The sequence below is a fragment of the Streptomyces sp. NTH33 genome, from assembly GCF_003236365.1.
Classification (GTDB): domain Bacteria; phylum Actinomycetota; class Actinomycetes; order Streptomycetales; family Streptomycetaceae; genus Streptomyces.
Map to the genome: position 1 here is coordinate 1 of NZ_POTZ01000884.1, position 1390 is coordinate 1390.

Here is a 1390-nt window from a genome sequence, read left to right on the forward strand (position 1 = left end):
ACGTCGCCTCGTGCCTCCGCCTTCCATGCCAAGGCCACCACCGCAACAATCCGCGACCACCTGATCGACGTGCCGGCCGGCGCCAGACGGTGGCCTGCCTCGCGGCTTCGGCGGTGGTGTAGCGCGGGGTGCCCATGGTCACCCCCTTGGCTGGGATATGCCGCAGCCCCGGGCCTGGTTGGTCCGGGGCTGCGGGCCGGTGCGCGACGTCCGGCGCTTACGGCGCTGGTGATCATCAAATGGGAGTCATGGGCACACGTGTGGTGTTGGCACGAGTGTGACGCTAAGCGACGATCTTGTCCAGTGAACACCGCGGCCCGTCTCGCACGAATGTGCGAGACGGGCCTTGGGTGAAGCGCCGACCGGGACCGCGATCGCTGCTGGAGGCAGTGTGCCATGGGCGTGTGACAGCGGCTACGCGGCTGGTTCGTTCTTGGCCTGATAGGCCTTCAGGACGGCGGCCGCGTGGTCGTCGTACGCCTGGGGCTCGAGGTGGTGGCCGCACACGGTGCAGCTGATGCCCCACTGGCCGTCGGTGCGGACAAGGCCGGCAGCGTCGCATTCAGGGCAGGGCGCGGCCATCTCCTGACGGTGCGGTACGGCGTGGGTCAGGTCGCGGACGCGGTGGATGAGGTCGCCGAGCTGCTGGTGCAGGTCGCCGACGTCGGACAGCGTGAGGGCGTACGGCAGGTACCGGGTGAGCCAGATGCACCAGCCGGTGATCGTCTCGCGCCGGCGGGGCCACTCCTGTCCCTGGCGGGGCCATGCCTGGTCGCAGGGCTGTACGTGGGCGGTGCCGTGGGCGTCGCGGGCGACCGACGGGTAGGTGTAGGCGATGTGGCCGGCCCAGGCGCCGAGCCAGGCGAGGATCGGCACGGTGCCGTCGTCGTCGCCGCCGAGGGCATCGGCGCGGCCGGGGCCGAGGAGGGTGAGGACGCGCAAGTCGACCGGCAGAGGGGCGTGGGCGCGGCCGGTGCCGCCGAGACGGCCCTGAGCGGGCCGTCCGGCGGGGGCGACGAAGGCGGCCAGGAGCCGGGCCTGGCGCGGGAGTTCGGTCAGCCAGGCGCGCACCTCGTCGGCGTGCAGCGGGCAGACGTGCTGCCCGTCGGGGGCGTCGCGGGGGCAGATGGTGCAGTGGCTCATCGGTGGGTCTTCTGCAGGATAGTGAACAGCTGTTCGATGTCGTCGGTGGTGAGGTGGTCCCACTCGCCGAGGGCGTAGCGCAGGCGTACGTCGATCTGCGCGGCGACGGCGGCCTCGGTCCAGTGTGCGGCCATCTGCCGGGCCTCGTCGGGGGTGAGTTGGCCTTTCATGGAGCCGCGGGCGATGTTGACGTGCGGCAGGCCGGTGGTGACGCCGGCGACGGCTTCGATCCGCAGCGCGGCCGGGG

The 1390-nt window shown here is 71.9% G+C and carries 2 protein-coding genes; both read right to left on the reverse strand.

The window, feature by feature from the left end; genetic code table 11:
* Positions 1-414 precede the first annotated feature (414 nt).
* Positions 415-1143: a hypothetical protein gene (locus C1I97_RS37245; protein ID WP_111007284.1), complete on the reverse strand. Its 729-nt coding sequence runs from the start codon at positions 1141-1143 to the stop codon at positions 415-417.
* Positions 1140-1390, reverse strand: a 251-nt coding sequence (locus C1I97_RS40460) for a hypothetical protein (protein WP_181447097.1), incomplete at its 5' end; no start/stop codon positions are given. The genes C1I97_RS40460 and C1I97_RS37245, both read right to left, overlap by 4 nt.

What these genes read in the sequence shown, in the direction of transcription:
- C1I97_RS37245 (WP_111007284.1), bottom strand. Translation starts at nt 1,143, where the DNA reads ATGAGCCACTGCACCATCTGCCCCCGCGACGCCCCCGACGGGCAGCAC.